This window comes from Cellulomonas sp. P5_C6 (assembly GCF_054049635.1).
The window spans coordinates 1-6,342 of record NZ_JBFULZ010000223.1; the positions used below are offsets into that span (position 1 = coordinate 1).

Genomic DNA, 6,342 nt, shown 5'->3' on the forward strand with positions numbered 1-6,342 from the left:
ACCCGAACTGCCCGACGGACCTCACCGCGGGGCTCGCCGCCCACCGCGTGGCCACCCAGGAGTACGAGGGCGGCGGCAGCTGGGAGCTGTGGAAGCTCGACAAGTGAGCAGAAGGGCCCGGCCGGTGGCCGGGCCCTTCTGCTCCGATCAGCGTCCGAGCTGCGCGTACTTCGCCTCGGTGGCGTCCTTCTGCGGCCGCCACCACGCCTCGTTCGCGCGGTACCAGTCGACCGTGGCCTCGAGGCCGGCCCGGAAGTTCTCGTACTGCGGCACCCAGCCGAGCTCCTGGCGCAGCTTGGTGGAGTCGATCGCGTAGCGCAGGTCGTGGCCGGGACGGTCGCTGACCAGGTCGTACGCGTCCTTCTCCAGGCCCATGATCTCGAGGATGTCCTCGACGACCGTCTTGTTGTTCTCCTCGCCGTCCGCGCCGATGAGGTAGGTCTCGCCCAGGCGGCCGCGCTCGATGATGGCCCACACCGCGCTGTTGTGGTCCTCGACGTGGATCCAGTCGCGCACGTTCTCGCCCGAGCCGTACAGCTTGGGGCGGACGCCGTCGATCACGTTGGTGATCTGGCGCGGGATGAACTTCTCCACGTGCTGGTACGGCCCGTAGTTGTTCGAGCAGTTGGAGATCGTGGCGCGCACGCCGAAGCTGCGGGCCCACGCGCGGACCAGCAGGTCCGAGGCCGCCTTGGTCGAGGAGTACGGGCTCGACGGGTTGTACGGGGTGTCCGGCGTGAACTTCGCCGGGTCGTCCAGCTCGAGGTCGCCGTAGACCTCGTCGGTGGAGATGTGGTGGTAGCGCACGTCGTGGCGGCGGACGGCCTCGAGCAGCTGGTACGTGCCGATCACGTTGGTGCGCACGAACGGCCACGGGTCGTGCAGCGAGTTGTCGTTGTGCGACTCGGCGGCGAAGTGGACCACCAGGTCGACGTCCTTGACCAGGGCGTCGACGATGTCGGGGTCCGCGATGTCGCCCTTGGCGAAGACGACGCGGCCCTCGACCGGGTCCAGGCTGCGCTCGTCACCCGCGTAGGTCAGGGCGTCGAGCACCGTGACCTGGACGTCGGGGCGCTCGCGAACGGTCTGGTGAACGAAGTTGGAGCCGATGAAGCCGGCGCCGCCGGTCACGAGCAGGTGCACGACGAGTTACCTCCGAGGCGTGGGATGACGCAGCAGTCTAGCGAGCGTGGTTCGCGCGGGCGTACTCGCCCAGCCCGGTGAGCAGGCTCTGCGACGTGGCGTGGATGCCGTGCACCAGCGTGGTCATCGACCGGCGGTCGAGCTCGGGCCAGACGACCGAGCGCAGCCGCAGGTCCCGGGCCTGCTGGGTGGCCAGCGGCGAGGACGCCATCCGGACCAGCACCTTGCGGCCGAACACCCGGCGGCACTCGCCCAGCAGGTGCGCGATCGAGGCGGGCTGCTGGGAGGCGAGGATCTTGACGACGGCGCCGCCGGGCTCGGCGTCCTGCTCGACGCGGTCGAGGGCGTCGCACACCAGGGCCGCGCAGTCGTCGACGAACACGTAGTCGCGGATGGTGTCCAGCGAGACGTAGACGCCGACGGGCTCGTGCAGCAGGTTCGACAGGCAGAGCCGGGAGATCAGGCCCTGGTTCTTGGCCAGGTCCTGACCGGGGCCGTAGAGGTTCGAGATGCGGCCGACCACCACGCGGCTGGCGGCGGCGAGCCGGGTCACCTCCGCCTCGGCGCGCAGCTTGGCGTGGCCGTACCCGCCGAGCGGGACCGGGACCGAGGCCTCGGTGAACGGCGGCAGGTCGCTCCCGCCGTACACGGCGCCCGCCGACGAGGCGAAGAACGCGCTGCGCGGCGCCGACGTCGCCAGCAGCCGGTCGACCACGCCCGCGATCGTGGCGACCTCGGCGTCGAGGATCTCGGGCGTCGCGCCGACGACCCCGGCGCCGGCGCACCAGACCAGCGACCAGTCGCCGTCCGAGTCGGCGTCGACCTGCGCGGCAGCGGCGGCGAGCGCCTCGACGGCCCGCTCGGGGTCGGACCAGGGCACGACCGGGTGCGTGATCGTCGTGCCGCGGGCCTCCAGGGCACGCCGGACCGCCGAGCCGAGCAGCCCGCCGCCCCCGACGACGAGCGCGTGCCCGGTGCTCACCGGGTGCGGGGCGCGCGCCCGAGCGGACCCGAGCCCGGGTCGCTCACGATCAGGTACGCCGGCTTGCCCATGGCCATGTTCACGGCGACGCCGACGTACTCGGCGATGATCCCCAGCGAGAAGAGGATGGCGCCCGTGCCGACGAGCACGATGACGATCAGGGACGTCCAGCCGGCGGGGACCGACTCGCCGCCGGCGATGCGCATGATCGCCAGGCCGAGGGCGAACAGCAGGCCGACCGCGGCGAACGTCACGCCGAGGAAGCTCACGGCCCGCAGCCCGCGCGTGCCGCTGGACAGGACCATGCGCCAGAAGTGCGAGAGCAGCCGGCGCGTGGAGTAGCCGGACGCCCGGCCGAGCTCCTGGCGCGACGTCACCGGGCAGGTGCCGGCCTCGCCCGAGACCCAGCCGAGGGCGACGTCGAGGTAGACGCCCGCGCCCGCGAACGCCGCGGTGCTGCGGGCGACCTCGCCCAGCACGAGCCGGTAGCTCTGGTACTTCGAGGTGTCGGTGCCGCCCAGGCCCAGCTCGATCAGCCGCTTGGAGCCGCGGGAGGCGGCGTTGCGGAGCGCGCCGTGCGGCGGCGGGTTGGTGGGCTGGGCGTAGACCACCGACGCCTGCTGGCGCATCGCCGCGTCGAGCAGGTCGCCGATGAAGGCGGGGTCGTGCTGACCGTCCTCGTCCATGGTCAGCACCCAGTCGCCGCCGCTGGACGCCATGCCCGCGAGGGTCGCCGCGTGCTGCCCGTAGTTGCGGCTGAGCCAGAGCGTGCGGACCCAGGAGTACTTCTCACCGAGCTCGCGCATCACCGCGGGGGAGTCGTCCGGGCCGTGGTCGTGGACCAGCAGGACCTCGGCGATCACCGCGCGGTGACCGTCCGTCGTGCCGAACTCCTCGGTGTACTGCTCGAGCTCCGAGACCACCTCGGTGAGGGTCTTCGCGCCCTGGTACACGGGGACGACGACCGAGAGCCGGTGCGTCGTCGACAGGGGGGAGACGGAGGGGGAGGTCACTGCAACGACTATAGTCGTGGGGCGTTGCGTGCAGGGACGCCCCCACGAGCGTCGGTCCACAGGAAGAGAGCAGGGTGCAGGAGAACACGTCAGCCACCCCCGCGGAGCCGGAGACGGAACCCCCCGCAGGGATGCACGGCGACCTCGGCCCGCTGTTCCGGCTGGTCCGCGACCGCCGGGTCGCCTTCCTCATCGTCGGCGGCATCAACACGCTGATGGGGACGTTCTGGTTCATCCTCTACCAGTCGCTGCTGGGTGACCGGTTCGGTCAGTACACGTACATGCTCAGCCTGCTCTGCGCCCACGTGTGCGCGGTGCTCACGGCGTTCGTGCTCTACCGCCGGTTCGTCTTCCGGGTCCGCGGGCACGTGTGGCTGGACCTGTGGCGGTTCGAGGTGGTGAACCTCGGCGCCCTCGGCATCAACGCGCTCGCGCTGCCGTTCGTCGTCCAGGTGGTCGGCCTGCCGCCCATCCCGGCGCAGCTGGCCGTGACGTGCGTCACCGCCCTGATCAGCTACTTCGGCCACCGCGACTTCTCGTTCCGGCGCAAGCACGCGCACGACGCCGCCGAGCCGGAGCCGGTCGACCCGGCGCCGCCCGTCGTCGCCCCCGTCACCGCGCCCGAGAGCGCGACACCTCGAGAGGGTGTGGCATGACCCCCACCGTGTCGGTCGTCGTCCCGGCCTACAACAACGCCGAGTTCGTCGCCGAGACCGTGCGCTCGGTGCTCGGGCAGACGTACCAGGACTTCGAGCTCATCGTCGCGGACCACGCCTCGAGCGACACCACGTGGGAGGTGCTCCAGGAGTTCGCCGACGACAGCCGGGTCCAGCTGCTGCGCACGCCCGCGGGCGGAGGCGCCAAGGCCAACTGGGACGCCGTGAGCAAGGCCGCGTCGGGCGAGCTGATCAAGCTCGTCTGCGGCGACGACGTCCTCTACCCGCAGATGCTCGAGCGCCAGGTCGCGCAGTTCGAGGACCACCCCGAGGCGCAGGTCGTGGCCTCGCGCCGGGACATCGTCGACGCGCACGGCACGGTGCTGGTCAAGGGCCGCGGGCTCGGCCGCATGAAGGGCGAGCTGTCCGGCGCGAAGGCGCTGCGCAAGTCGATCCTGGCGGGCGGCAACCTGTTCGGCGAGCCGATGTGCGTGATGCTGCGCCGCGAGACGCTCGAGCAGGTGGGCTGGTGGGACGACAGCCAGCCGTACTACATCGACCTCGGCACCTACGCGCACGCCCTGGTGCGGGGCACGTTCGTCGCCGTGCCCGAGACGCTGGCCGGCTTCCGGGTCAGCAGCTCCCAGTGGAGCGTCCGGCTGACCGACGAGCAGAGCTCGCAGGCGGCGCAGTTCCACGCCCGCGTGCACGACGCGCACCCCGACGTGGTGTCCAAGGCCGACGTCGTCGTCGGGAACGTGATGGCCCGCGTCGCCGCCCTGCGCCGGCGGCTCGCCTACGCCTGGCTCGGCCGCCGCATGCAGGCGCCCGCCGCGAGCGCCGCCACGACGACCGCGGCCTGACTCAGCCGGCGCCGAGCACGGCGGCCGACGCCTGGGTCCACCGGTCCCGCCAGTCGCCGATCGGCGTGAGGCCTGCCGCGGTGCTGGCGGCGTGGTCCAGGACCGACCACGCCGGGCGCTTGGCCGGGCGGTCGAGGGTGCCGCTGGTGGTCGCCGTGACGATCTGCGGGTCCAGCCCGCCGGCCTCGACCACGGCGCGCGCGAACTCGTACCAGGACGCCCGGCCCGCCGACGTCGCGTGGTAGGTCCCCGACGGGACGCCCGCCAGCACGGCGTCCACCGCCTGCACGGCCACGTCGCGCGTCCAGGTGGGCTGGCCGACCTGGTCGTCGACCACCCCGATCGCGCCGCGCTCGCGGGCGACGCGCAGGATCGTCTTGGGGAAGCACGGGCCGCCGGCGCCGTACAGCCACGCGGTGCGCAGGATCAGGTGCCGGCCCGGTGCCTCGGCTCGCACGGCCCACTCGCCGGCCAGCTTGGTGCGGCCGTACGCAGACAGCGGGTGCGGCACGGCGTCCTCGGGGATCGGGTCCGGGGCGGCGCCCTCGACTACATAGTCGGTGGAGACGTGGACTAGGGTCGCGCCGTGGATCCGAGCGGCGCGCGCGAGGTACCCCGCGGCCAGAGCGTTGGTCGCGAAGGCCTCGGGCTCGCGCGACTCGGCGTCGTCCACGGCCGTCCAGGCGGCACAGTTCACGATCACGTCGTGGCCTGAGGTCGCCTGCTCGACCGCGGTGGCGTCGGTGACGTCCAGCGAGCGGCGGTCCGTGGTGGTCACCGCCTCGCCGCGAGCCGTCAGCACGTCCACCACATCGGACCCGAGCATGCCGGCCGCGCCGGTCACCAGCCATCGCACCCGCACAGCGTACGGGCCCGCACGACAGAGCCTCGCCCAGAGCCCTCCGGAGGGAACACCCATGAAGGTCAGTCCGCTCGACATCGACGGGGCGTGGCTGGTCGAGCCCGTGCAGCACCGTGACGGCCGGGGCGTGTTCCTCGAGTCGTTCCGCGCGGACGTCCTGCTGCGGGAGACCGGTCGGCCCTTCCCGGTGCTGCAGACCAACACCTCCGTGTCCGACGCCGGCGTCGTGCGCGGTGTGCACTTCGCCGACGTGCCGCCGTCGCAGGCCAAGTACGTGACGTGCGTGAGCGGCGCGGTCCTCGACGTGGTCGTCGACATCCGGGTGGGCTCGCCGACGTTCGGCCGGTGGACGTCCGTGCTGCTCGACTCGGTCGACCGGCGCGCCGTGCTGCTCTCGGAGGGCCTCGGGCACGCGTTCATGGCGCTCGAGGACCAGTCGATCGTGAGCTACCTGTGCACCGCGCCGTACGCGCCGGGTCGCGAGCACGGGGTGCACCCGCTGGACCCGCAGCTCGCGATCGCCTGGCCGGACACGGACCCGTCGGGCCGCCCGCTGACCCCGTCGTTCTCGGCCAAGGACGAGGCGGCGCCGACCCTGCAGGAGGCGCTCGACTCCGGCCTGCTGCCGCGGCTCGAGGACGTCCAGGCCTTCGTCGCCTCGTTGACCTGAGCCGCCCCGGGCGGCGCGTCGGCTCCCGCCAGGGACGCCGACAGGGCGATCCTGGTCCGATGCTCAGCCGGACCGCACGTGCCACCGTCGTCGCGCTCGCCGTGCTCGGGTGCGGCCTGCTGCCCGCGCAGACCGCGCAGGCCACCCCCGCGG

Annotated in this window: 7 protein-coding genes; 3 read left to right on the plus strand and 4 right to left on the minus strand. The window is 72.7% G+C overall.

Translation table 11 applies throughout. The annotated features are described in order from the left end of the window. Positions 1-147: 147 nt before the first annotated feature. The 3 genes from rfbB to ACXJKG_RS18490 are packed head-to-tail and all read right to left on the minus strand — an operon-like array spanning position 148 to position 3,138. The gene (gene rfbB, locus ACXJKG_RS18480) at positions 148-1,143 is read right to left on the minus strand and encodes a dTDP-glucose 4,6-dehydratase (RefSeq protein WP_456847204.1); all 996 of its coding nucleotides are present in this window, start codon (positions 1,141-1,143) and stop codon (positions 148-150) included. Positions 1,144-1,180: 37 nt separating this feature from the next. Continuing rightward, complete coding sequence (locus ACXJKG_RS18485; protein WP_456847205.1) at positions 1,181-2,125, minus strand: NAD-dependent epimerase/dehydratase family protein; 945 nt, start codon at positions 2,123-2,125, stop codon at positions 1,181-1,183. Further along, positions 2,122-3,138 (minus strand): glycosyltransferase, encoded by a 1,017-nt coding sequence (locus tag ACXJKG_RS18490; RefSeq protein ID WP_456847206.1) that lies wholly within the window; start codon positions 3,136-3,138, stop codon positions 2,122-2,124. Before ACXJKG_RS18490 ends, ACXJKG_RS18485 begins: the two co-directional genes overlap by 4 nt. Before the next feature lie 74 nt (positions 3,139-3,212). Between ACXJKG_RS18490 and ACXJKG_RS18495 the strand changes: the two genes are divergently transcribed. Both ACXJKG_RS18495 and ACXJKG_RS18500 read left to right on the plus strand, forming a co-directional pair. Continuing rightward, on the plus strand, positions 3,213-3,794 hold the full coding sequence (locus ACXJKG_RS18495) for a GtrA family protein (protein ID WP_456847207.1): 582 nt from the start codon (positions 3,213-3,215) through the stop codon (positions 3,792-3,794). Next, a complete protein-coding gene (locus ACXJKG_RS18500) occupies positions 3,791-4,657 on the plus strand; it encodes a glycosyltransferase family 2 protein (protein ID WP_456847208.1) in 867 nt (288 codons plus the stop codon). The genes ACXJKG_RS18495 and ACXJKG_RS18500 overlap by 4 nt, the downstream gene beginning before the upstream one ends. Position 4,658: 1 nt before the next feature. On the opposite strand, the gene rfbD is transcribed toward ACXJKG_RS18500, so the two are convergent. Then, positions 4,659-5,513, minus strand: a complete 855-nt coding sequence (gene rfbD / locus ACXJKG_RS18505) for a dTDP-4-dehydrorhamnose reductase (RefSeq protein WP_456847209.1) — start codon at positions 5,511-5,513, stop codon at positions 4,659-4,661. Positions 5,514-5,574: 61 nt separating this feature from the next. Between rfbD and ACXJKG_RS18510 the strand changes: the two genes are divergently transcribed. After that, complete coding sequence (locus ACXJKG_RS18510; protein WP_456847210.1) at positions 5,575-6,189, plus strand: dTDP-4-dehydrorhamnose 3,5-epimerase family protein; 615 nt, start codon at positions 5,575-5,577, stop codon at positions 6,187-6,189. Positions 6,190-6,342 lie beyond the last annotated feature (153 nt).